The sequence below is a fragment of the Tateyamaria sp. genome, from assembly GCF_039945315.1.
Classification (GTDB): Bacteria; Pseudomonadota; Alphaproteobacteria; order Rhodobacterales; family Rhodobacteraceae; genus Tateyamaria.
On record NZ_JBDUXB010000003.1, the window covers coordinates 151155 to 174881 of the forward strand.

At 57.9% G+C, this 23727-nt stretch carries 25 protein-coding genes; 10 read left to right on the forward strand and 15 right to left on the reverse strand.

From position 1 onward, the window contains the following. Nucleotides 1-5 precede the first annotated feature (5 nt). Complete coding sequence (locus tag ABJD00_RS01270) at nt 6-968, forward strand: M23 family metallopeptidase (RefSeq protein WP_413830324.1); 963 nt, start codon at nt 6-8, stop codon at nt 966-968. 16 nt (nt 969-984) lie between these two features. On the opposite strand, the gene ABJD00_RS01275 is transcribed toward ABJD00_RS01270, so the two are convergent. From ABJD00_RS01275 to ABJD00_RS01285, 3 genes are all read right to left on the reverse strand, one after another. Continuing rightward, nucleotides 985-3510 (reverse strand): peptidoglycan -binding protein, encoded by a 2526-nt coding sequence (locus ABJD00_RS01275; RefSeq protein WP_413830326.1) that lies wholly within the window; start codon nt 3508-3510, stop codon nt 985-987. A gap of 2 nt (nt 3511-3512) precedes the next feature. Further along, nucleotides 3513-4784: a biopolymer transporter ExbB gene (locus ABJD00_RS01280; protein ID WP_413830328.1), complete on the reverse strand. Its 1272-nt coding sequence runs from the start codon at nt 4782-4784 to the stop codon at nt 3513-3515. A gap of 74 nt (nt 4785-4858) precedes the next feature. Continuing rightward, on the reverse strand, nt 4859-5389 hold the full coding sequence (locus tag ABJD00_RS01285) for a gamma-glutamylcyclotransferase (protein WP_413830330.1): 531 nt from the start codon (nt 5387-5389) through the stop codon (nt 4859-4861). A gap of 64 nt (nt 5390-5453) precedes the next feature. On the opposite strand from ABJD00_RS01285, the gene ABJD00_RS01290 reads away from it, so the two are divergent. Further along, nucleotides 5454-6452, forward strand: a complete 999-nt coding sequence (locus ABJD00_RS01290; RefSeq protein WP_413830332.1) for a DUF2125 domain-containing protein — start codon at nt 5454-5456, stop codon at nt 6450-6452. Between the two features lie 82 nt (nt 6453-6534). Here the strand turns inward: ABJD00_RS01290 and ABJD00_RS01295 are convergent, their stop codons facing one another. From ABJD00_RS01295 to ABJD00_RS01315, 5 genes are all read right to left on the reverse strand, one after another. Continuing rightward, nucleotides 6535-7281, reverse strand: a complete 747-nt coding sequence (locus ABJD00_RS01295) for an extensin family protein (protein ID WP_413830334.1) — start codon at nt 7279-7281, stop codon at nt 6535-6537. After that, nucleotides 7278-8189: a prephenate/arogenate dehydrogenase family protein gene (locus ABJD00_RS01300; protein ID WP_413830336.1), complete on the reverse strand. Its 912-nt coding sequence runs from the start codon at nt 8187-8189 to the stop codon at nt 7278-7280. Before ABJD00_RS01300 ends, ABJD00_RS01295 begins: the two co-directional genes overlap by 4 nt. Then, the gene (gene hisC, locus ABJD00_RS01305; protein ID WP_413830338.1) at nt 8186-9274 is read right to left on the reverse strand and encodes a histidinol-phosphate transaminase; all 1089 of its coding nucleotides are present in this window, start codon (nt 9272-9274) and stop codon (nt 8186-8188) included. The genes ABJD00_RS01300 and hisC overlap by 4 nt, the downstream gene beginning before the upstream one ends. A gap of 426 nt (nt 9275-9700) precedes the next feature. Continuing rightward, the gene (locus ABJD00_RS01310) at nt 9701-10573 is read right to left on the reverse strand and encodes an endonuclease/exonuclease/phosphatase family protein (RefSeq protein WP_413830340.1); all 873 of its coding nucleotides are present in this window, start codon (nt 10571-10573) and stop codon (nt 9701-9703) included. 71 nt (nt 10574-10644) lie between these two features. Continuing rightward, nucleotides 10645-11076 (reverse strand): hypothetical protein, encoded by a 432-nt coding sequence (locus tag ABJD00_RS01315; RefSeq protein ID WP_413830342.1) that lies wholly within the window; start codon nt 11074-11076, stop codon nt 10645-10647. Between the two features lie 109 nt (nt 11077-11185). Between ABJD00_RS01315 and ABJD00_RS01320 the strand changes: the two genes are divergently transcribed. Beyond that, nucleotides 11186-11944, forward strand: a complete 759-nt coding sequence (locus ABJD00_RS01320; RefSeq protein ID WP_413830344.1) for a helix-turn-helix domain-containing protein — start codon at nt 11186-11188, stop codon at nt 11942-11944. Here ABJD00_RS01320 and ABJD00_RS01325 read toward each other — a convergent pair. The 3 genes from ABJD00_RS01325 to ABJD00_RS01335 form a co-directional block, all read right to left on the reverse strand. After that, a complete protein-coding gene (locus ABJD00_RS01325; protein ID WP_413830346.1) occupies nt 11941-12270 on the reverse strand; it encodes a DUF2867 domain-containing protein in 330 nt (109 codons plus the stop codon). The two genes, ABJD00_RS01320 and ABJD00_RS01325, sit on opposite strands and share 4 nt — an antisense overlap. Before the next feature lie 301 nt (nt 12271-12571). Next, the gene (rpsD, locus tag ABJD00_RS01330) at nt 12572-13192 is read right to left on the reverse strand and encodes a 30S ribosomal protein S4 (protein WP_108835543.1); all 621 of its coding nucleotides are present in this window, start codon (nt 13190-13192) and stop codon (nt 12572-12574) included. Between the two features lie 130 nt (nt 13193-13322). Further along, on the reverse strand, nt 13323-13910 hold the full coding sequence (locus ABJD00_RS01335) for a DNA-3-methyladenine glycosylase I (RefSeq protein WP_413830349.1): 588 nt from the start codon (nt 13908-13910) through the stop codon (nt 13323-13325). 117 nt (nt 13911-14027) lie between these two features. On the opposite strand from ABJD00_RS01335, the gene ABJD00_RS01340 reads away from it, so the two are divergent. The 5 genes from ABJD00_RS01340 to ABJD00_RS01360 all read left to right on the forward strand — a co-directional run bounded on the left by ABJD00_RS01340 (nt 14028) and on the right by ABJD00_RS01360 (nt 19263). Next, complete coding sequence (locus ABJD00_RS01340; protein WP_413830351.1) at nt 14028-14873, forward strand: EAL domain-containing protein; 846 nt, start codon at nt 14028-14030, stop codon at nt 14871-14873. 163 nt (nt 14874-15036) lie between these two features. Beyond that, nucleotides 15037-16212, forward strand: coding sequence for an acetyl-CoA C-acetyltransferase (locus ABJD00_RS01345; protein ID WP_413830353.1), 1176 nt, complete (start codon nt 15037-15039; stop codon nt 16210-16212). Between the two features lie 171 nt (nt 16213-16383). Then, entirely contained in the window at nt 16384-17106 is a 723-nt protein-coding gene (phbB, locus tag ABJD00_RS01350) for an acetoacetyl-CoA reductase (protein WP_413830355.1), read from the forward strand. Nucleotides 17107-17452: 346 nt separating this feature from the next. Next, on the forward strand, nt 17453-18400 hold the full coding sequence (locus ABJD00_RS01355) for a transcriptional regulator GcvA (RefSeq protein WP_413830357.1): 948 nt from the start codon (nt 17453-17455) through the stop codon (nt 18398-18400). After that, the gene (locus ABJD00_RS01360; RefSeq protein ID WP_413830359.1) at nt 18397-19263 is read left to right on the forward strand and encodes a DMT family transporter; all 867 of its coding nucleotides are present in this window, start codon (nt 18397-18399) and stop codon (nt 19261-19263) included. The genes ABJD00_RS01355 and ABJD00_RS01360 overlap by 4 nt, the downstream gene beginning before the upstream one ends. Here the strand turns inward: ABJD00_RS01360 and ABJD00_RS01365 are convergent. Continuing rightward, nucleotides 19260-19424 carry a YdcH family protein gene (locus ABJD00_RS01365; protein ID WP_413830361.1) on the reverse strand — a complete coding sequence of 55 codons (165 nt, stop codon included), beginning with the start codon at nt 19422-19424 and terminating at the stop codon, nt 19260-19262. The two genes, ABJD00_RS01360 and ABJD00_RS01365, sit on opposite strands and share 4 nt — an antisense overlap. 175 nt (nt 19425-19599) lie before the next feature. After that, nucleotides 19600-19806: a hypothetical protein gene (locus ABJD00_RS01370; RefSeq protein WP_413830363.1), complete on the reverse strand. Its 207-nt coding sequence runs from the start codon at nt 19804-19806 to the stop codon at nt 19600-19602. A 1139-nt stretch (nt 19807-20945) separates the two neighbouring features. Between ABJD00_RS01370 and ABJD00_RS01375 the strand changes: the two genes are divergently transcribed. Together ABJD00_RS01375 and ABJD00_RS01380 are read left to right on the forward strand one after the other, a co-directional pair. Further along, on the forward strand, nt 20946-21602 hold the full coding sequence (locus ABJD00_RS01375) for a VPLPA-CTERM sorting domain-containing protein (protein ID WP_413857460.1): 657 nt from the start codon (nt 20946-20948) through the stop codon (nt 21600-21602). A 156-nt stretch (nt 21603-21758) separates the two neighbouring features. After that, a complete protein-coding gene (locus ABJD00_RS01380) occupies nt 21759-22334 on the forward strand; it encodes a VPLPA-CTERM sorting domain-containing protein (RefSeq protein WP_413830367.1) in 576 nt (191 codons plus the stop codon). Here ABJD00_RS01380 and ABJD00_RS01385 read toward each other — a convergent pair. Beyond that, nucleotides 22272-23102, reverse strand: a complete 831-nt coding sequence (locus ABJD00_RS01385; RefSeq protein ID WP_413830369.1) for a hypothetical protein — start codon at nt 23100-23102, stop codon at nt 22272-22274. The two genes, ABJD00_RS01380 and ABJD00_RS01385, sit on opposite strands and share 63 nt — an antisense overlap. A 432-nt stretch (nt 23103-23534) precedes the next feature. Further along, nucleotides 23535-23727, reverse strand: a 193-nt coding sequence (locus ABJD00_RS01390) for a hypothetical protein (RefSeq protein ID WP_413849828.1), incomplete at its 5' end; no start/stop codon positions are given.

The following is a 23727-nucleotide window of genomic DNA, read 5'->3' on the forward strand; positions in this document are numbered from 1 at the left end:
TGCGCATGGGCGCGCTTGCGTCCCTATGCCTGATCCTTGCCGCAAGTCCGCTTGCGGCAAGGGACATCCTCCTCAATCCCCCCATCGCCTGCAATCTGCAAACCGACTGCTATATCCAGCAATACGTGGATCACGGCTCATCGGACGCAACGATGGATTTCCGCTGCGGTCCGCTGACCTATAACACCCACTCTGGCACCGACTTCGCGCTGCGCTCCATCGCACAGATGGAACGCGGTGTTGACGTGAAACCCGCCGCCCCCGGAACAGTGCGCGGAACGCGGGGCGGGATGCCTGACCAAATTTATACACCTGACCTTGCTGCTGATTTCGACGGACGGGACTGCGGCAACGGCGTAGCGATCGACCACGGCGGCGGGTGGAGCACGCAATACTGCCACCTCAAACAGGGCTCGGTCAAAGTGCGATCCGGTGACCGCGTCCGACTAACAACTGTGCTGGGACAAGTAGGGCTGTCCGGGCGCACCCAGTTCCCGCACGTTCACATGACCGTGCGCAAGAACGGCGAGGTTGTGGACCCGTTCGATCCGGATGGCCAAATCACCTGTGGCACCCCCAGCACGGAAACTCTGTGGAAAACACCGCCTATCTACCGCCCCGGCGGCATCCTGACCGTGGGCTTTGCAGACGCAGTACCCGACTTTGGCGACATAAAAGCAGGTACCGCCACCGCCGAAACCCTCAGTCGCACCGCACCGGCCCTTGTCGTCTTTGCCCATATCTTTGGGGGTCAGTCAGAGGACATCATCGCATTCCGCATCGACGGACCCAAAGGTGTATTCTTGGATGAAACCGTGGTCCTAGAAAAAAACCAGGCCCAGTTGTTTCGCGCTGTTGGCAAACGCCGTCGTGGCGATTGGGACAGTGGAACCTATAACGGCACTGTTCGCCTGATCCGCGACGAACAAGTGATCAACATCGGAAAGGGCGTTGTGTTCATACAGTAAGGCGCCTGTGTTGCCCTTACTTTTCAGTGAACTTCAGCTCAATTCGACGGTTTTGTGCGCGCGCCTCGAGCGTGTCTGCGAAGTTGATCGGCTGGTACTGACCAAAGCCGTTGGCCGACAACCGGTCCGGCGGCAGCCCTAAAAAGTCCACCATATAGCGAACCACAGACAGAGCCCGTGCCTGGCTCAGTTCCCAGTTATCGGCAAATTCACCTGTACCCGATAGCGGGACGTTGTCGGTATGTCCGTCTACTTGAAGCACCCAGTCAATTCCCGAAGGGATGTCTCCGGCAATGTTAAGCAGAATGCTCGCAATTTTGGTGATCTCGACTTCGCCCAACTCAGACAGGTCGGCGCCACCAGGCGGGAACAGCACTTCTGAGGAGAACACGAACCGGTCGCCAACAATCTGAACCCCGTCCTGAGTGCCAAGAATATCGCGTACCCTGCCAAAGAATTCCGAGCGATAGCGCTCCAGATCCTGCGCCTCTGCCTCAAGCGCCTGCGCCTCTGCCTCAAGGGCTGCACGTTCCGCCTCGAGGCGCGCCCGTTCCGCTTCTTCCAATTCGCGCCGACGCCGTTCTTCGGCAGCAACACGGGCCAGCGCTGTGTTCAACTCAGAGCCCAATGACTGCAACTGCACATCGCGCACCGCATCCCGCGCCACGGCATCATCCAGAAGGGCCTGCAACTGACCCAACTGGTTGCGCAATGCGGCAACCTGCTGGTTCAGCAGTTCCGTTTGCCGCTGCGCCTCCAGCGTCGCGGCTTCCTCGGCAGTCAACGCTTCGCGCGCAGCAGCCAAAAGGGCCGCGCGTTCATCTGCTGTCTCGTTGCTGTCGACCAGTGCTGCTTCTGCGGCCGCTTTTTCTGCAAGTGCAGCAACCAACGCGGCCCGAACCTCCGCCGTGTCAGCACCAAGGCTCTCCATTTCGGTTTCCGCCGCCAACTTGGCCGCCAACGCGGCGGCCAGTTGCGCGCGCACCTCTGAATTACTGCTCCCTGCCGCATCGGCATCCGCGAGAGCCGCATCCCGCGCCGCAAGGGCAGCCGCCACTTGTGTACGCAAATCGTTCAAATCGGCGTTTTGGCCGGCCAACGCCCCTTCGGCAGCGGTACGTGCCGCAACGGCGGCTGCAAGACGATCCCGTATGTCTGTCACTTCCAGATCAGAGGCGGCGATTCGCGCCTCAAGTGTGGTCAGGCGGGCCTCAAGCTGTGCAACATCTTCCGCCGACGCCTCACGCGCGGCCTGTGCACTGTCCAATTGCGCCTGCAACTCCGCCACATCCGCTTCACTTTGGGCCAGCGCCGTTTGTGCAGCCCCCAATTCGGTTTGCAACGCGGCACTGGTCGACGTCCCATCATTCAATGCAGCCTCGGCTGCCTGCAAGCGCAGTTCCAGCGAACTGGCCTGTGCAGTGCGTTCATCCAGAGCGCTTAAGGCGCGAGCCAGTTGCGACTCTAAGTCAGCCGCTGCGGCTGCGCCGTCTTCAGCATCAAGCAATGCGGCCGCCAGTTGTGTCTCAAGACTCGCCCGTTCGGACGTGGCACTTAGCGTCTGTGCCTCTGCCGCACTCAACGCAGCCAATGCTGCGGCAAGGCTAGTTTCCAATTGTTCCAACTGCGACTGCGCCGCCGCGGCACTGCTGGACGTTGTCTCAACGGCCAAAAGCGCTGCCGCCAATTGTGCATCAAGGTCAGCTTCGGCGGCACGTGCAGCGGAAAGCAGGGTCAACGTATCTTCAGCCTCCTGCCGTTGCGCCTCAAGCGCAAGCGTCATCGCCGTCAACTCTGCATCCGCTTCAGCAAGCCGCGCGCGCAGGGCCTCTGCAGCCGCAGCCTCAGCCAGCCGGGCGACCTCTTCCGCACTCAGTGCGTCTTGCGCGCTATCCAGATCAGCCTGCAAGGCTGCAGCCTCGGCTTCGCTGTCCGCATTGCGGCTCCGCAAATCTGCGATCAACGCCTGCAAGGCGTCGGTGCGCGCCGCAGCCAACCGCGCGGCCTCAGCCTGCGCGTCAATTTCGGTCCGTGATTGCGCAAGGGCCAGGTTCAACGCCTCTTGCTCGGACAACAGACGCGTCTGTTCACTCTCGAGACCAGAAATGCGCTCCAACGCGCCGTCACGCTCTGAAATCAGTGCTGCAACCTGCGCCTCAAAGCTCGTGATCCTAGTCTGCGCCGCGCCCAACGCTTCGGCCTGTGCATCCCGCTCAGCACTCAGTGAGGCAATCAGGGCCGTCTGTTGTAATACCTGCGCCTGTGCATCATTCAACGTTGCATTCAGTGACGTGACCCGCGCATCCAGTTGGTCGGCGCGCTGCTCTTCCAACCCCAATGCCTGCGCTAGGGCCGCGACCTCGCCGGCCAGTTGATCAAGTTCGGTTTCCTGCCCAGTGATCGTTTCGCGCAGGACGAACTGCACGACCATGAAGATGGTCAAAACGAACATCAACACCAGCAACAAGCCCGTCATCGCATCGACAAAGCCCGGCCAGATCGAGGCCTGAAACCGTTGCCCGGTGCGTCGCGACAGCGCCATTGCTAACCCGTCCCGCCGTCAGTCTTTTTGCGCGTTTGCGAAGCGGTTGTACGGCGCGTCTGACCACCCGCGTTCAGGGCTGCCGCCAGCGCAGACAGATCCGTGCGGATTTCTGACATGGTTTCTTGCCGACCGGCACTAATTTCTTCGAGGATGCGTAACATCTGAACATCGATTGAACGCAGGCGCATCCGACTTTCCGCATCAATACCGTCCCCGGTACCTTGCGTTTCGACCACTTCGATCAGGCGTTCTTGTGCCGCGACACCACGCGCTTGCCCTTCGGCCAATTGGCGCAGGGCATCCGTCATTTGCCCCTGTCCCGCGATCACGCCATCAAGCGTCCCCGAGCCTGCGCCGCCTTGCATCTGTTCCGTCATGCGCTCGACCGCGTCCGTTAGTTTGCTTAGCTTTTCGTCGACGACCGCCCGGCTCACGTCTGATTGCAGAAACACGTTTTGCAGACTTTCCATCTGTTCGGCCAGATGATCCAAAACGCCCGCCATCATGTGGGACTCAGCATTGCCCTCGCCTTCGGCCTCAGCCGCGAAACTGACGCGGGTGATAGAACTCAGCCACTCTTCCAATTCCCGGTAAAAGCGGTTCTGCCCGTGCCCTGCGAACAGTTCGAGAAGGCCAACGATGAGTGATCCGGCAAGACCCAGAAGGGAGGAGGCAAAGGCAACGCCCATCCCCCCCAATTGATCCTCAAGCCCGGTCATCAGCCGGGCAAAAACCTCAAAACCTGCTTCGCCATCCTGCGGTGCAAGGCTGCGGATCGTGTCCACAAGCGCTGGCACCGTTGTTGCGAGACCATAGAAAGTCCCCAAAAGGCCAAGGAAAATCAGCAAGTTGACGATGTAGCGCGTAATCTCTCGTGCCTCATCGATACGTGTCGCCACCGAATCCAAGATCGAGCGGGTTGAAGTCGCGTTCAACTGCATCCGCGAGCCCCGGCTGCGCAACAACGACGCAAGAGATGCCAGCAGACGTGGCGCCTTGTCATTTGCTGTCGGGCCGCCGCTCGCAAACCCTTCGATCCAGCGTACTGACTGGATCAGTTGGAGCACCATCCAGAAACAGGCGATCACCCCGATCAGGAACACAAAGACGATAAAGCCATTGAGGTACGGGTTCGCCTCGAAAACAGGCAACACACGCGGCAAGGCCAGCACAACGCCTGCGCCGGACAGGCCCAGAACGATGACCATCAATGCAATTTGCCGTAGCGGCTGGCTAAAGTACGGCTGTGCCTCAGGTGTGGTCTGCGCCATAGGCTGGCTCCTGACCCCTTATTTGTTCTGCTCTTGGCGCAATCTATCGGCTTTTCGGCAAAAGTGCCAAGGATTTATCCCGTTATCGCTGCGACGCGGCGTGACAACCAGTCAAGGTCCGGATCTGCCACCCCAAGCGCGGTCAAATGTTGGGCAGTGTTGAACAGGTATTCGTAGTTTGGCCCGCGCCCGCCGACTGCCTGGGCGATGATCTGCGCCTGTTCTTCGAGCGGCAGGCCGCCGCAATACTGCACATGGTCCGGATCGATCACATAGGTAACCGCCTGCACGGTCGGCCCACCTTCCAAAGAGATGTCCAGCATCCGTTCCAGATATGCGGACGAGATCAGCTCTCTTTCGCGCAAGTAGGCCAGTGTCGCCTCTTCCGTCCCTGGCGCGGCACGCAACGCCACTCCGTTGCAAACCGTCTCATCATGTTCGTCCAACGCCAGAACCAATCCGGGCGCCTCTTCTGTCCCGCGGTGATGGATCGAACGCATGCAAAACGAACGCGCGTAGCCTGACAGCTTCGCAGGCACTTCTTCAGCGACCTCGAATCCGGGATTCCACAACAAACTGCCATATCCAAACACCCACATGGTCATTTGACTGGTCCTCTCTACATCGCATGGGATAGACCCGATTTCGCAGCCAAGGGAAAGGGCCCGTATGCGCAAATTGTCCGTCGTAGTGGCACTGTTATGTGCCGCGTGGTGCCTGTGGTGGTGGGTAGCGTCTTCGACACTGCAAAGCAGTGTGCAGGCATGGTTCGATGCGCGTGAAGGCGAAGGCTGGCAAGCTGAGCTGGGCGGAATCCAAGGCGGTGGGTTTCCCTTTCAACTACGGGCTGGTCTGTCAGGCATTGCGCTGGCAGATCCCGACGCCGGTCTTGCCATACAAACAGAGCGTCTTGACATCACGGCGCCTGCGCATTGGCCCGGCGACGTCACCGTCACGCTGGATGAAGGCCCCATCGTTGTGGCCTCCCCCTTTGGCCGTTCGATGCTGACGATGCAGGACGGACAAATGGAGCTTAACCTGCAACCCGGCACAGCGCTCGAGCTGGAGGCACTGGGGTGGACGTCAAACCAGTGGACCATAAGTGACGCCGCCGGTGTCCGTGTCGGCGCCGACACGTTGACCCTGACCATGACGCAAGACAATGGACCGACCTACGACTTCGTCGCCCGCGCCAACACCTTTACCCCCGGCGATGCCACCCGTGCACGGCTGCGGCTGCCGGACACGTTCCCACGCGCCTTTGACAGTCTAACGCTGCAAGCCCGTGTTACCTTTGATCGGGCGTGGGATCGGCGGGCACTCGATACCGTTCGACCGCAACCGCGCCGGATCAACCTGCATCTGGCAGAGGCAAGTTGGGGTGATTTGAACCTGAACTTTGCCGCGGACCTTACAGTCAGCACCGAAGGCATCCCGAATGGCACCATGTCCGTTCAGGCCGAAAACTGGCGCACCATGCTGGATTTTGCGCAAGCCAGCGGCACCTTGCCCCCTGCATTTCGCGAACAGGCGGACAGGGTTTTGCAGGTTCTGGCGGGCGCAAGTGGCAATCCGGATACGCTGGATGTGGAACTCACCTTGAGCGACGGTGCGATCTATCTGGGCTTCCTGCCCATCGCGCCCGCGCCAAGGTTGATCATCAGATAGGGCTCCGTGTTTTCTTCTGACTAAAAGAGCTTAAGGTCAGCGCTCTTCTCCGGGGCATAGCCTCAAAACCCCCACCCTCAAATCAACGGCAATATGTCCCGCTGCGATGGTTGGCCGTGTCAAAATGGAAATGATCACGGTGAAACCGGTCCGAATTTGGCCCCAACACGGTTCCAAAAGGCCCACATGCTGCGCGGTGCATGGATTTAAGGGCCTTCCCATTCCGTGAACTCCAGTCGTTCAACACGGTAAGGGTTGTCCCGTCCTTCATGACAAAACCAGAAATATCAATCGCCTTGCCGCGACCGTGTTCTGAAATCCGCCCGCCCGGTTGGTTGTTTCGTGTACGGCAGGCATAGTGCGCCGCAACACGGTAACTCGCTAGCCCGCCGCCCTTTTTGCGCAGTGCCGGTTTGGCGCCGTTTTCCGTCCAGCGTTTCAGTGCCTTGGCTGTATTACAATCGATCACCGCGGCTTGGCTCAAGGTCACGCCCGACACAGAGCGCAGTCGAACCGCCTCGGAAACTCCGCATCCTTTGATGCGCCCGGGGACCATACCAACCTCGTCCCCCTGCAAATCGGGATCACCACAAACCTGCCCCTTACGCCGTTGGGCCCGCCGCGCCATCGCCTGCTGCACAATCGCAGGCGGGCGCATGAAAGGGCGCAACGAAGTTGCCTCACCAGAAAATGCCGCCAGTTGCACAGGTGCGTCGGGCGCGACATTGCGGGTATCGGTTCCGATGCGTGCCACCGGGCGTTTGGACGTATCAGGTGCCGCCAGCGCGGCACTGGTCAAAAGAACGAGTGCAAGCGCAAACGCCTTCACCGCTGTCCTCCGCGCCCGAAATCCGGTGCGTCTGTATCCTGGCCCGCTTCAATAATTCCACGGCGGATCGCGCGGGTGCGTGTAAAATAAGCATGCAGGTGGTCGCCGTCGCCTTGCCGGATGGCCCGTTGCAGTGCGAACAGTTCTTCGGTGAAGCGGCCCAGAATTTCCAGCGTCGCATCCTTGTTGTTCAAAAACACATCGCGCCACATCGTCGGGTCACTCGCCGCAATGCGGGTGAAATCTCTAAACCCGGCGGCGGAATACTTGATCACTTCGCTGTCGGTCACCCGGCGCAGATCATCCGCAACCCCAACCATCGTGTAGGCAATGAGATGCGGCGCATGGCTGGTGACGGCCAGAACGAGGTCATGGTGATCCGGCTCCATCTCTTCGACGAAAGCACCCAGCCCTTCCCACAGCTTGCGCAAACGAGAGACGGCCTCCGGATCGGTCCCCTCAACTGGCACCAAAAGGGTCCAGCGATTGTCAAACAACTCGGCAAAGCCACTTTCGGGACCGGAATGCTCGGTGCCAGCCAGCGGGTGGCCAGGCACAAAATGCACACCTTCAGGCAAGTTCGGGGCGACCGCGTCGATCACCTCCCGCTTGACCGATCCCACATCCGTCACCGTCGCTCCGGGCGCGAGATGTGGTCCGATCTCTTCGGCCACAGCGCCCATTACACCCACGGGGACGCAGAGAATGACAAGGTCCGCTCCGTCCACGGCCTCAGGCGCGCTGTCGCAAACGACGTCACACAACCCGATCCGGCGGGCCGTGTCTCGGGTTTCCGCAGACCGGGCATAGCCGCGCACTTCGCCGACCAATCCACCCCGTTTCATCCCCCAGAACATTGAGGACGCAATCAGGCCAAGGCCAATCAGTGCTACACGGTTGTAAATCACGCTGCCGCTCCTTCACGCCACTGTGTCAGGGCTTCAATTACGCGGCCAGTCTGCTCTGCATTCCCGACGGTGATGCGCAACCCTTCAGGAAAGCCATAGCCCGCAACCCGCCGCACCAGAATACCTGCTGCATTCAATGCGGCCTCTGCCGCATCGGCCTCCGCACTGTCTGCCGCGCGGGCAAGAACAAAGTTGGCGTGGCTTTCGTCACATGCCAGTCCCAACTGCCGCAGGGCCCCAGTCAGACGCGCGCGTTGTTCGGTGTTGAGGGCAATGCAGGTGTTCAGCCAATCGCGATCCCTCACGGCGGCCTCAGCCGCCGCCAGTTGAACGACCGACAGGTTGAAAGGCTGGCGAATGCGGTTCATCACATCCATCATCTCACGTGGCCCAAAGCCCCAACCAACCCGCAGCCCTCCAAGGCCATAGAGTTTCGAAAAGGTGCGCGTGACCAACACGTTGGAGCGATCTCGCGCCAGCGAAATGCCCCCGTCATACCCGTCAGAAAATTCCGCATAGGCCCCGTCGATCACAAGGATCACGTGGTCAGGCAGCCCGTCGGCCAGACGTTCCAATTCCCCCTCTGACAGCATCGTTCCGGTCGGGTTGGCAGGGTTGGCCAGCAACACAACGCGGGTGTTTTCCGTGACCGCAGTCAGGATCGCATCTACGTCCACGACTCGCTCGTGCTCATCCACACAAACCCGCGTTGCTCCGGCCATGCTGGTCAGGATCGGGTACATCGAGAACCCGTGCTCGGTATAGATGATCTCATCGCCCGGCCCGGCAAAGGCTTGCGTTACGAACTGCAAAACCTCGTCCGAACCCACACCACAGATCACACGGTCAGGATCTACGTTCCAGACCTCAGCAATAGCCACGCGCAAGGACGCGTGATCGGTTGATGGGTAGAGGTGCATTCCGCCTGCGGCGTCGCTCACGGCCTGCATCGCACTTGGCGGCGGTCCCAGCGGATTTTCATTGGAACTGAGCTTGAGCACATCTGACACCCCCGCAAGATGCGACTGCCCGCCCTGATAAAGAGCGATGTCCATAATGCCGGGTTGCGCGGTAATGCGGGTCATGTCGGGCCTCTTAATGCGTAAGCGTCGTTTTAGGACGCGCGACAGGCGGTGGCCAGTGGCAAAAGCGCGCGCGAAGGACCACGGGGGAACCGGCACGGAATCAAGGCCGAAAGCCTCCGTGCCAGCCGCTTCCCGCCCCCTGGTCGGCCGCTACGTCACCGAAAGCGCGTCATCTGGACGTTATAGGCACACGAGAACCATAAGCCGCGCAGCACAGACGGCAGGACGGCAACCCACGGGCAGCCGCTGGCACGGCTCGCACACCTACACAGCCGCCCCGTCCGCAGGCTTCCACTTGAACCCGACCCGGATCACGCCGTGATCATTGGTGCCACTCTCTTTGTGGTCGTGGTAATTTAGGTGATCATTCTCCACCACCATCTCGTCAAACGCCCAGATCCGGCGTTTGGAGTTGTCGTAGAATTCCTATGAGAACATGATGTGATCAAGGCTCTCGCGGTTCCCCTCAAAAACATGGGTGTAATAGACGTCACGGACCGACCGGTATTCCTGCATCGTCTGCGCGGTATAGAGAGAATTGTCCCCGCCCCCCGTAGACAGCGGCGACAGGTAAGTGGGCTGTTCGCTTAGGATGTTGAGGGTGTTGCTGTCCTTGCCGTCGTTCATGTCACCAATGACGACAACAGGCGTATCCGTCTTCTTGGCAAGGTTGGTGACCAGCACCCGCAACGCAGCCGCCTCAGCCGTGCGGCGCACCGTAGAGATGGCGTAGCCCAGAGCGCTGAGGTGGGGGCCATGCACGTCCTTTTCATACCAGCTTTCGCGCCAGAACTGCGTTGGGCGGCGGGATTTGAAATGGCAGACAAAGACATGGATGACCGGCGTGCGCGGATCGGGCTGTACCTTGAAGTGCAGAACAGGGCGCGAAAACGTGCTCAGGTTCACCTCGATAAAGTCCTGTTGCGGATCATCCCCACCCGATTTCAGGACATATTCATCTGGGAAATCCCGAATCCACTCGGGCTCGTCCACCAACATGCCGTTGCGCACAAGGGCGGCACAGACAATGCTCTTGCCATTGTGACCAGGTGGGATGAGCGCCGTGTAGTCGGCCTCTAACCCGCCGGCCACCAGCGCCTGGTCCAGCGCGTCTGCGGCCCAGAGTTCCTGAAGGCCGATTACATCCGCGTTCTGACGCAGCAACACGTCGCGGGTAAAGTTGATCTTGCGAGCAAAGATGTCGAAATCCCACCCATCCGTATCACCATAAATCGCGGCACCGGGCAGTTGCAGGTTCAAAAGGTTAAAACTCGCAAAGGAAATATCGCGGGCACCCATGGCAGTCTCCAAATCTGATTAAAGAATGCAGATAAGCTACCACAGGTTGCAACGCGCGGGCACGAAAACTTTTAGGTCACCGCTGGATCACGGGCTGGACGCCACATCGGCCCCACGGCAAGCGCGAGAATTCCTATGTTAAACAATACGTTCGACGGATGCCCCGACAGGACAGACCCCGCACTGTCCAGCACGAACCAACACACCAACGCTGTGACGATTGTTCGGCGCACGCCCTCGGGTGCTGCGTCATAAACCCAAGCCTGCAGCAGCCAGATCGTCACGCCCCAACCCAGCAAAATGCCGCCCAGAATGGCCGAAATGAACCGACTTGCCGGATCGCCGCACACAGGCAAACCGTCCAGCGGCAGGCCCAAAAGATCCAGCGTGAATTGCATGGGCCATGCCGTCGCCTCCATGCTGCCCAGAAACATGACGGGGGCAAAGGATGCGATTATTACGGCGGTGATCTTCAGCCAGAATTTGTGAAAGTCGTGGGTCATCTGCCCCTCCTAATGGTCTGTTCAAACAGGACCTAAGGGTTGGGACATCATCGTTTCAATTACCTCAGAAGTAATGGGCGCGCACCAAAATCCACGCTACGGTTCCTTTATGACCACGTTTCCCGGCACATTGCGCACATGGCGCAAAGCACGTCGCCTTAGCCAGTTGGACCTCGCAGGCGAAGCAGGCGTATCCGCACGCCACATCTCCTTTCTGGAAAGCGGGCGGTCGCGGCCCAGCCCCGAGATGATCGGGCGGTTGGGTGATGCACTGGCCCTGCCACTGGACGCGCGCAACCAGATGCTGACCCACGCAGGGTTTGCCGCACGCTATCCGGGTCGGGCATGGGACGACGCCGAGATGGAGCCGATCCGCAAAGCTGTCAGCTACATGCTTGAGGCCCATGCCCCCTACCCCGCACTCGCCGTCGACAAGCTGTGGACCGTGATGGCGCTGAATGCCCCGGCCGCGGCGTTGTACGGAATGCTGGGGGTGGGCGAAGGAGACAGCCTGCTTGATCTGATGATGTCCGATAATCTGCCGCCAATGATCGAAAACTGGACGCAGGTCGCCCAACATGCCTGTCAGCGGCTCCGCACAGAAAGTGCAGCACAAGGCGGCGTGCCGGCACTGGATCGTGCCGCAGACCATCTGGGCCGCGTGCCCCGTCCGCGCGGTCTGACTACAGGACCGGTGATCCCAACGATCCTAAACACGGGGACGATGCGCCTGTCGATCTTTGCCACCATAGCGCAGTTGGGCACACCAGAGGATGTCGCACTCCAAGATCTGAAGATTGAGCTGTATTTTCCCACCGACGACGCCTCGGCATCATTGCTGCGCCAACTGGCTGACCTGTCCGGTTAGGCCGGTGTCGTCAGGGGGTCTGCCCTTGCAACCCGCGCCAGCGCGTTGCGTGCAACAAGGATGTGGAACGGCAGGATCGCGGTCAGATAGCTACGCCCGCCGATGCTGTGGGGATGTACCCATGTCGCCAGTGAGACACGACGCCCGTCCCCATAGACCGACACCCGAAAATTGAGGTGCTTGTCGTCAAAGCCGGCGATCACCTCTGTGCCGGTGTCCAACTCAACTGGGAACGGCCCCAGCTTGTCATCGGCCTCCGGTCCATCCTGAGACAAACCGAAGGGGCAGTAGCGATGCGACGCACCATCAGCAAACCCCGCGCCCATGCCGGGAAAGCGGTGATCACTTCTGCGGCAGCGCGGGCCGGCATGTCGCTGGCCACCGAATAACAATCCAGAAAGTCACCCTGCCCGCCATAGCAGTGCAATGCACTCCGGTCCGGAAGGGGGGTAGCGTTCACGCGCATGACAAAATCTCCCGCGTTGTGTGACCTCAATGTAGTCACCAGATCGGGAGCGTGCAGCGCGACACGAGGCCACGGCACATCAGTGGGGCTCAAACGAAAAAGGGCCGCCCCCGATGGGACGGCCCTCTTGTTCATTAGCAGCAGGACAAGCCCGCGAACCTTTAGTTCTTGGCGTAGAATTCGACCACGAGGTTCGGTTCCATCATCACCGGATACGGCACATCGCCCAGTGCAGGCGTGCGCACGAATGTCGCGGTCAGTTTCGAGTGATCAACGTCCATGTAGTCAGGAACGTCACGCTCGGGCAGTTGTGTCGCCTCGAGGATCGCCGCCATTTGCTTGGAACGATCACGGACCTCGATCACGTCGCCTTCTTTGACGCGATAGGACGGGATGTTGACCTTTTTGCCGTTCACGCGGACGTGGCCGTGGTTCACGAACTGACGAGCCGCAAAGACAGTTGGCACGAATTTGGCGCGGTAGACAACGGCGTCCAGACGACGCTCCAGCAAGCCGATCAGGTTTTCACCGGTATCGCCTTTCACACGCTCAGCTTCTGCGTAGATGCGGCGGAACTGTTTTTCGGTCAGGTCGCCGTAGTAGCCTTTCAGCTTCTGCTTGGCGCGCAGCTGAATGCCGAAATCGGACAGCTTGCCCTTGCGGCGCTGACCGTGCTGGCCGGGGCCATATTCACGACGGTTGACGGGTGATTTGGGACGGCCCCAAATGTTTTCGCCCATGCGGCGATCGAGTTTGTACTTGGCAGCTGTGCGTTTTGTCACGGCTGATCTCCTTCGTTCAGGTTTCGAAGGGCGTTGTCCTCTGACCCGATTTTGCGGGACCGACAGGAAACCCCTTGCGGGGGCCACCAACACCAATGAAAGCGCGCTTATAGGGATGCGCCAGACAGAGTCAACGCCCCTTTGGCGATTGCGCCATCGCGGCGCACTCGGCGTGGCGGTGGCAAGTCAGGATGTGATCATTCACCAACCCCGTCGCTTCCATGAACGCATACACAATCGTAGGGCCACAGAACTTGAAGCCACGCGCCTTGAGGTCCTTCGAAGCCTGCGCGGACATTGGGGTTGAAGGCGGTACATCCGCTTGCGTGGCAAAACAGTTCTGAAGAGGCTCACCATCCACGTATTTCCATAAAAACTGATCAAAGCCTTCAGTGGCATTAACCTCGAGATACGCGCGGGCATTGGCAATCGTGGCTTCGATCTTGCCGCGATGGCGGATAATTCCGGGATTGCCCAGCAACCGCTGCACGTCGACCTCCCCCCATTCCGCAATCACTTCCGGATCGAACCCTTCAAAAGCCGCACGAAAGTTGTCGCGTTTCTTCAGAATTGTAATCCAGCTCAGGCCAGCCTGAAACCCGTCCAGGATCAGCTTTTCCCACAGTGTTCGGGCATCATACTCGGGCACCCCCCACTCAGTATCGTGATAGTCCACATAAACTTTTTCCAGCCCGGCCCAGCCACATCGCCCGTCCATTTGAGGGTCCTTTGGATAACGCAGAAAATTAGAACAAAATGCAAACATTAAGACTGTTTTTACACCCATCAGAGCATGGTGGCCAGACTATGTCTGGGAAGGAGTTCCTGCCGCACCATGCCAAAATTCAAACCCATCAACGTGCCAGTTGGCGTTGCAAACCCGCTGGATGCGGCCGTGTCGAGCCGGGATCGCAACACGCTTGCGATGGTGGCCGAGGCGCTGGAGCAAAAACAAACGCTATTGGCCTTTCAGCCGGTCATGGTGGTAGGTGACTCCCGACGTGTGGGGTTCTATGAAGGATTGATCCGGGTGATCGGTGACACCGGGCGGGTGATTCCGGCCAAGGATTTCATGCCAGCGGTCGAAAAAGCGGAAATGGGGCGCGAGATCGACGTCAACGCTTTGAACATGGGGCTGCGCACGCTTCACCAAAACCCGTCCGTCCGCCTTTCGATCAACATGTCTGCGCGTTCGATCGGCTATCAACGCTGGATGCAGACGCTGAACCGCTGGCTGAAGATAGACGAATCCGTAGGTGAACGGCTGATCCTCGAAATCACCGAAAGCTCGGCAATGGATCAACCTGAACTGGTGGTCGATTTCATGAACAGGCTCAGCGCGCGCGGCGTGTGTTTTGCACTCGATGATTTCGGCGCAGGGTTTACCGCGCTGAGATACCTCAAGGATTTCTATTTCGACGTTCTCAAGATCGATATGCAGTTCTGCAACGGCATCGCTGATGACTACGATACCCAAGTACTGACGCGTGCAATGATCCAGATCGGCCAGCACTTTGATATGCTCGTCGTCGCCGAAGGGGTCGAACGGGTCGAAGACGTCGAATGTCTGACCGAAATGGGCATAGATTGCCTGCAAGGTTACTATTTTTCTGCCCCCGAGATCCGACCCGATTGGCTTCACGGGCAAGGAAAAGGAAAAAAGACGAGCCAGCACGCCTGATCAAAGCGGGTATGCGCGCGTTACCACTCAGTTCGTTTGCGCAAAGGGGGCGAATCCGATAACGCACGCTCAACGCGGGGCAGTCTGGGGTCCGCACAACGTGCCAATCTCGGGGTGCCGCTCGGACAGTCCTCACGGTAACTTAAACTGAGGATTTAATCACATGACCAATATCGTGATCGCTTCTGCCGCCCGAACTGCCGTCGGCAGCTTCGGTGGCTCTTTCGCCAACACCCCTGCACATGATCTCGGCGCGACAATGCTCGAAGCCATTGTGGAACGCGCAGGCATCGACAAATCCGAAGTCTCCGAAACCATTCTCGGTCAGGTCCTGACAGCTGCCCAAGGCCAAAACCCCGCACGCCAGGCCCATATCAATGCCGGTCTGGCTCAGGGTTCTGCCGCTTGGTCGATCAACCAGGTCTGCGGCTCGGGTCTGCGTGCCGTGGCCGTTGGCGCCCAGCACATTGCACTTGGCGATGCTGACATTGTCGCCGCTGGCGGTCAGGAAAACATGACACTCAGCCCCCATGCCGCGTCCTTGCGCGCAGGTCACAAGATGGGCGACATGAAATACATCGACACCATGATCCGCGACGGTTTGTGGGATGCCTTCAACGGCTATCACATGGGGCAGACGGCCGAAAACGTCGCCGACCAGTGGCAGATCACCCGCGATGCTCAGGACGAATTTGCCGTCGCCAGCCAGAACAAGGCCGAAGCCGCCCAAAAGGCCGGCAAGTTTGCTGACGAGATCACCGCGTTCACTGTGAAAACGCGCAAAGGTGATATCGTCGTGGACACTGACGAATACATCCGCCACGGCGCCAACCTGGAAGCGATGGCGAAAATGCGCCCCGCCTTCACCAAGGACGGGTCCGTCACCGCCGCCAACGCCTCCGGCCTCAATGACGGTGCCGCGGGTGCTCTGCTTATGTCCGCCGACAACGCTGAAAAGCGCGGGATCGAGCCACTGGCGCGCATCGCCAGCTACGCCACCGTTGGCCTTGACCCATCGATCATGGGCGTCGGCCCAATCTATGCCTCGCGCAAAGCACTGGAAAAAGCGGGTTGGAAGCCCGAAGACCTCGATCTGGTTGAAGCGAATGAAGCCTTCGCTGCCCAAGCTTGCGCTGTGAACAAGGACATGGGCTGGGATCCAGCTATCGTGAACGTGAACGGCGGCGCAATTGCCATTGGCCATCCAATCGGGGCCTCCGGTGCGCGCATCCTCAACACGCTGCTGTTTGAAATGAAGCGGCGCGATGCGAAAAAGGGCCTTGCCACACTTTGCATCGGTGGCGGCATGGGTGTCGCCATGTGCCTTGAGCGCGACTAAGCGCCAACGCAAAGAGCAACTGATCCAGATCAAGGCGGCGCCCTAGTGCGCCTCCTAAATCCCAAATTCATATGACGATACGCCTTAGATAGCATTGTGCGCGTAATAATGTTACGCGCGGTGTTATTTTCGTGAAACAAAGACACTAACCTTACCGGAGGAGAACTATCCATGTCCCGCACCGCACTTGTGACCGGAGGCAGCCGAGGAATCGGAGCCGCCATTTCTACCGCTCTGAAGGACGCAGGCTATTCCGTCGCCGCGACCTATGCAGGCAATGACGAGGCTGCGGCCAAGTTCACGGATGAAACCGGCATCAAGACTTACAAATGGAACGTCGCGGATTACGACGAATCCGCAGCTGGCATCGCACAGGTAGAGGCCGACATTGGCCCGATCGATGTTGTCGTTGCAAATGCGGGCATCACCCGTGACGCGCCCTTCCACCGCATGACGCCCGAGCAATGGCATCAGGTGATCGACACCAACCTCACCGGCGTGTTCAACACGGTACACCCTGTGTGGCCCGGCATGCGCGAGCGCAAGTTTGGCCGCGTCATCGTGATCTCTTCGATTAACGGTCAAAAAGGACAGTTCGCTCAGGTGAACTACGCCGCAACCAAGGCTGGTGACCTTGGAATCGTCAAATCACTGGCGCAGGAAGGCGCACGCGCAGGCATCACCGCCAATGCGATCTGCCCTGGTTATATTGGCACCGACATGGTGATGGCGGTTCCGGAAAAAGTTCGCGAATCGATCATTGCCCAAATCCCGGCGGGCCGTCTGGGCGAACCCGAAGAAATCGCGCGTTGCGTGGTGTTCCTTGCTTCGGACGATTCAGGTTTCATTAGCGGGTCGACCATCTCGGCAAACGGCGCGCAGTTTTTCGTCTGACACACCGCTTCGGTGCACAGTCGGTGCACCGCCAGAACCAAGAAAAAAGGGCCGGTGCATCGCTGCACCGGCCCTTCCTTTTCATCCCGTAATATGGCGCGCGCGCATCAGCGGGAAGATTTGCCCCCAAACAACCAGTGCCAGGCCTGTTTCATGGCTTCCGCGCGTTCTGCGCGTGCCCGATCAAGTCCGTTACGGATGGCGGGGTGTGCGGATGTCTCAAACATGATGTTGTCCTTTTCGCGGTGTAGCGGTGTGTCTGTTCTTGATCTCAATATGTCTTTTTGACCGCCGCCCGACAAACGAGACTTTCCCTTGCTTCAGTTAAGCTATACTTGTGTGAGGCATGTCAGACAGATTGCCACCTCTCACCGCTTTGCGCGCCTTTGACGCCGCCGCACGACACATGTCCTTTGCCAAGGCAGCAGAGGAGTTATTCGTTACTCCAGCTGCGCTCAGCTTCCAGATCAAATCGCTCGAGGAGCACTTGGGCACTCAGGTCTTTCGCCGTCTGAACCGTGCGGTCGAACTGACCGACGCAGGCAAAGCTCTTGCCCCCGGGACTGCTGTTGGATTCCAATCCTTGGCTGCGGCGTGGCGAGCGGCGGAAAGAACGACGGATGATCATACACTTACCGTTACCGCCGGGCCCGCATTTACCGCAAAATGGCTGGCCCCACGTCTCTATGAGTTTGCTCAGGCGCATCCGGAAGTCGAATTGCGTTTTTCTGCCTCGCTAAAGATGATGGACTTTGGGCGCGATGCAATTGATGTGGCGATCCGCTTCGGCTATGGGCAGGACAACGGCCTTTACTCGATACCTCTGGCCGAGGAATGGATCTGTCCCGTGATGACCCCGGCTTTGGCAAAACAGTACCCAACGGCACAAAGCCTGACCAAAGCACCTCTCATTTTTGATGACAGCATCAGTTTTCTCAAACCGCGTGCGGACTGGGAAACGTGGTTTCGTTCGCAGGGAATCGACTTTGCACCAACACAAGGTCCGCGATTTTCTCAGGCCGATCACGCCATTGATGCAGCTCTTGCCGGCGTCGGCGTTGTGCTCGGCCGTCGCGCGCTCGTCGTCAAGGATCTTGACGATGGCCGGCTCGTGGCACCTGTCCCAATCGCACTTGATACAGGTGTGCGATTTCGCTTTCTGTGTGCTGATGGCGCTCAAGCACGGCCCCAGATCGCCGCATTCCGCGACTGGATCATCGCCGAAATCGCCAAGACAGCCCACATCACAGATTCCATGACGCGTCTGCCCTCCGCAGACTTTCAACACCCATGACTAAGGGGGTCGCAACGCTCGTCGGGTTTATCGCGGTCCTGTTGTGGGGCGTGCTTGCTCTTTTGACTGTTGGCTCTGCGCCGACACCCCCGTTCCTTTTGAATGCAATTTGTTTCGCCATCGGCGGGACGCTTGGACTGATCTGGACTGCGGCATCGGGGGGACTGGGGCAACTGCGCTCTGTGCCCTTACATGTCTACGTTCTCGGGACATTGGGGCTTTTTGGCTACCACGCATTGTACTTCACGGCTTTGCGCCTTGCACCCGCGGCCGAAGCCAGCTTGATAGCATACCTCTGGCCGCTCTTAATCGTGCTATTTTCAAGCCTGCTGCCCGGCGAACGCCTGCGTCCTGGCCACGTCATAGGCGCGTTGGTGGGGTTTGCCGGCGCTGGCCTTATCGTCACTGGTGGCGGCGCCGGGTTTCAAGCGGAGGCGATCACGGGATACCTGATTGCGCTGTCCTGTGCGCTGACCTGGTCCACTTACTCGGTCATGTCCCGCCGGTTTGGTACAGTGCCCACTGCATCGGTGGCAATCTTTTGCGTCGCAAGTGCCGCACTGTCCGCACCCCTACATTTGGCCTTTGAAACAACGGCTTGGCCCGTCGGCACGACAGGATGGACCAGCGCCATTCTATTGGGGCTGGGGCCCGTTGGGCTTGCCTTTTATGTCTGGGACATTGGGGTCAAGCGCGGAGACATACAACTTTTGGGCACGGCATCCTATGCCGCACCGCTGTTGTCTACGCTTGTCCTGATATTGGCAGGCGTCGCCGCCCCAACATGGTCATTGGCCGTGGCTGCGGCCCTTATCACTGCAGGTGCGCTTCTCGCAGCCCGCGCCAGTCTGAAAGCAGGCTAACCCGACAATCGGGCGATTTCTTCTTTCAGTTTCAGCTTTTGCTTTTTCAGTGTCGCAACCTCGACCTGGTCGGCACCCGGCGCGCGTTGCGCCATATCGACCTGTTCGCTCAAGGTCCGATGCTTCCTTTTCAACTCTTCGAGATGGGCAGTGATGCTCATGTAGTTCTCCTTGCTGATAAAGTGCATCTTCAGCAAAACACAACATAGGCCTCATGTCACGCTGCAGACGCACAATGTGGATAAGTCAATGTGGTTTGGGTTAAGGATCGGTTAGTTTTAACTATCTGAATTTAAACAACAAAGTTCTTTACGATGTCCACTTGCGGGCCTTTAATTAAGCACTGATGCCCGGTCCTTCTTTGAGAAGTTTGGCGCGGGCCTTCACCTCGGACTTGGTAGATTTGTACTGGTCGGTTCCGACCAGTACAGCGACAGCCACCAGATATGCTTGCGCGGTGTCCAAGGATTTTTGGGAATTTATCCCAGACGTGTGCAAAATTTTACACACCTCACCGTCATTTTCATCAAAAGTCTCGGACACTAAGCAGCTCGTTTCGCAGCCGCCTAACCTATCCCAAAGATACTCGTCCTAGCCTTAAGATCGCTTGGGACAATCAGAAAAGCTACGTATGTTTTATTTGTGTGTGAGGGTTGTTACTCTTTTTTAGCACCCTTTTAAAGAGTAGGAGTGGTACCTCGGCCTTCACACACCCACAAACCTCTCATTGCTCAAGCAGCCCGTTTCGCAGCCGCCTTATCCCTGAGCCATTGCTTCTGCCGACACTTCTTGCCGCAGAACTTGGTGGACTGCCCCTCAAGAGCAGCCCCACAGCACGCACAGGAAGCCCTCTCAGGGTCGTCAGGTGATGCGAGGTCTCTGAGGGCCTTACGATCCAGACCAGTCATGTTCAGGCCGTCTCTGAGCCTCCGGGCGACATACAGGCGCAGGACATCCTCAGACACGCCAGCCCAATCACAGACAAGCTGCCTAGGTTCAGGACCCATTAAATTGAAATGCGTCGAACGCCAAAAAGCGGACATTGAGGCGAACCGCAGCGAACGACTGCTCTGAGCCCTAAGCAGTCATGGTCCGGCGCCGACGTTTGCAGATGCAGCAATCTAGTTGTCCAAATCATCAGTTGCGCCGCCGGCAAAAAAGCGGACATTGGGTCCGCCCGCAGCGAGGTTCGATGGCGTTATGACTGAGTTGCCGTACTTTGCTGCCAATCGAGAGGATTGCTTGAAGGTCTGCTTCCAAGGCCAAGGGATTAGGCGGTGCAATCGCGAGGTTCTCTTGGGTAGGCTTTTCCCACCCACCACCTCATGCTGGAAGTGAATTGAAAAATGATCAAATGGGGGCCTCATGCGATCCAGAGCAATGGAAAAGCACGTCAGACACTCAGCGCCGGTATCACAAACGAATCAATCTGAGCAGTCGGCTTTGACAACTCAGGTGTCACAAGAAGAAAATTCCACCTAGGCGGGTTTCCCCCTATCAGTCATCGATCCGAAAGGCCATTTTTGCATCAAAATAGCAAATTACAGCGAAAATAAGGCCTATTTCTTGCCAAAGTATGGCTGAAACTTGCAACTGAAGTTAAAGTCAAAAGAGGTGACTGTATGTAAAGCAGCGCCGTAAAAGTAACTAGCATCTGGCTAAGCCAAACAGTGGAGCTCAACATGGACTTTAAGAATTTATTTATAGGGGCGGCCTTTGCGCTTGGCTCCTCATTCACGGCAGCACATGCCGCGACAGTCTGGGCAACACAGATTGACGTAGGCGATGCCGGTCTTGCTGCTGCGGGCTGGGATGCGGAAGCGCAAACTTATACAACCGAGCGTGACAATCCGGGCGACGCACTTGGTGCACCCGATGTTTTTACTGATACAGAGGGTGGTTTCTTCTCCATCCCCCAATTAACCGCGGTTGTTCTTGGATTCGGAACGGTTTTCGGCGGTGATGCCAATTTCTTCGAAGTGACCTTCGGATGTGGTGGACCTACCTGTTCATTCGCAGAGTCGATTGATGTCTATGCGTTGAATGGTGCATACACAGCTGACGATGATGGCTTCACTCTGGCCGACCTTCAAGTTTTGGGTTTTAGTCTCGTAGCCTCTCTGTCGAATGGCCCCGCAAATGTGTTAGGCGGCGCAACAGTCAATATCGGTGGCCCGTTCTCGTATTTGGCACTTGTCGATACGAGCTCAGGCGGTGGAGCCTTTGACGTAGATGCAGTTGGTGTTCAACCTGTACCTCTTCCTGCGGCAGGTCTAATGCTTCTTGCAGGCCTCGGCAGTTTGGGCGCGATGCGCCGCTTTGGACGCCGCAAGTCCTGAGCGACTGACGTCTTCACAGGGTAGCGAAAGGGCACTTTCAAAAACTTTCGTGACAGGAAGACTACTTTTGCCAATAAAAGATAACAACGGTCTTCCAAGCAGCGTTTGAAATCTGGAGATGACTATGCAATTTAAAACTTTTTTACTGCTGCGGCGATGGCCATTGGCCTGTGGTCGGCCCCAAGTTTTGCTGCGACGTTAGATGTAGACGGTTCTGGGCAACTAAGGGGCGCGGCCGGTGTGAATGTCGGCGGCACTTTGTATGACGTGACGTTTCGCGAGGGAACGTGCATCGCATTATTTGACGGGTGTGACGAGGCATCGGATTTTACATTCACCACGCGAAGCGACGCGGATGCGGCTTCGCAGGCTTTATTGGATCAGGTGTTTGTCAATGTCCTTGGGCTTGGCAATTTCGATACAGACCCAGAATTCACCTTCGGCATCGAGTCCACCACACAAGGCTTCGCGTATACGCCGTACTGCGCCAATTGCTTTCCGGTGCCGGGCTCCTACAACGCAGCATCCCACGCATATAACGAACATGCATCAGCGGATAGGATCGGCTTCGGGGTGTTGTTAGTGCTACTCACCGACACGACCCAGGAACCGACTCAGGTCTTCGCCGATTGGACCGTCGCCGCCGTCCCCATCCCAGCAGGCGGAATGCTACTGCTGTCGGCATTGGGCGGCATGGCCGCGCTCCGTCGCCGCATGAAATCCACCGTGTAGCTTTATGCCCTGAAGACCACCCCGGAACCATGCGTTCCAGCGTGTGAGATACTGTTCAAGGGGTGTCGGTTGGTTCCGACGCCCCTTTTGCTCATAAAGCCGAACGGCGGTCTGATACATCTTACAGAGTGTTTTTGAGGCCGCGCGAACACGTCCTTCAATAAAATCTATCTTCCCGTAGACCGCTTTCGGTCGTAGATCCGCAACCTTGGCAATTCCCCGGATCGGCTTCTTGGTAACGATTTCCTGGAAGACGGTTTTGTTCTCATGCGGTTTGCGTTGCCTGTGCAGCGGCGAAATAACAACTGAGAAGACACATCCACATTCCTTGAATTTGATACGCTGAGACGTCTTTAGTTTGGCCTTGCAGGTATATGCGTTGGGGTTTGAATAGACGCCAACTCCACGGTTGCAACAGGCTCCCGACGGACAAGATGGTTCATCGGGCGCTTGAAGATACGACGAAATCCGTTCGAACTCTGCCCGAATTGCCTTATTCGACTTTATCGCTGTCGAGGAGCCGCAGAGCTTAGACATCAGAAGGCCGTCAGGCATCTTGCTGCTCTTATTGATGAGCCGATAGTTGTCGCGTTTCCCGGCGTGTCCGGCCGTTGGTCTGCCTCGCTTGACCCAGGTCAAAGCTTCAACACCGAAGCCTTCACAAGTTGCGTTGCGGCAAGCGTTGACCTGCAAATCTCCACAAGCCTCTGGAAAACGTAGGCTTTTTGGAGGGATACTATATGTTGATTTTGCTGGCTTGGTGTTCATTGTCGTCTGCCGAAAATATCTCCGGCACACGAACCAACCCGGGCAGGATGCTAAAATACTGCCCGGATTGAATAAAACGTCAAGTGTTCACCTAAAGTTCGCAAATTGGCACGCTTTAAGTGAACGGCTGGCTTTTTCAGGTGCCCTTTTTTGTTCGACCAACTGGTATCAGCGGTCGCTCAAAAGTCTCTTTAATGGCCGGAATCAGAATTTGACAGTTCCGACCGCATTTCCAAAGTGAGTTGCAGAGTTGGCGTTTTGGTTGAGCGATCTTGGCGATTTTCGCTGCGTGTGTATCAAGCTGCTTTGTCCCGCGACAAGGACATCCGATGCTGACGCCGTGAACGACCGGTTTGGATATAGGGCAATTTGACCGCGTTGAATGTCCGCTTTCGGGAAATCGCGTTGCAGAGCCGTGACTGGCTTCGCAACTTAGTGGACGAGTCGCCGTGAAATTTGCTGCACCCGCATCAGGCTGCTTTGTCCGCATCTCAGCCATTGGGGCGTCGTGCAGCGAAGGTCCGCTTGTTGGTATTTGATGCTTTGGAATTTAATGGGTGCAGAGGCCGTGTGCTTGGTATCTGCCAGCGAGGGGCCTTCTCCGAAGGACTTTAGGAGGTTCTTT